General features: G+C 87.8%; 1 pseudogene. It reads left to right on the plus strand.

The features are described from left to right. Positions 1-328: pseudogene (locus tag AAHZ94_RS35205) on the plus strand (hypothetical protein); the annotation flags it as partial.

Raw genomic sequence — 328 nt, forward strand, 5'->3', positions numbered from 1 at the left:
CACCGGCCCCGGGCGCGCCGGCCGAGGCAGCACAGGCCGCGGCCGACCTCGCGCCCGCGCCCGCGCGTGGCGAAGCCGCCCCACAGTCAGCCAACGCCCCGCAGTCAGCCAACGCCCCGCAGCCCACCGCGGGCGCCCCCGACGCCACGGCAGCGGACCCCGCCACGGCGGACCAGCACCCGACCGGCGCCACCCCCGCGGCCTTGGGCCCGCACCAGCACCCCGCGCCCGAGTCCGCCGCCCCCCGGGCGGGCGCCGGGCGCGCGGCCGGCGCGGCGCCCGCCCCCCCCCCGCCCCCCGCCCGCCGCGCCCCCCCCCCCCCCCGCGG

The organism is Streptomyces sp. HSW2009 (assembly GCF_040240285.1).
Classification (GTDB): domain Bacteria; phylum Actinomycetota; class Actinomycetes; order Streptomycetales; family Streptomycetaceae; genus Streptomyces.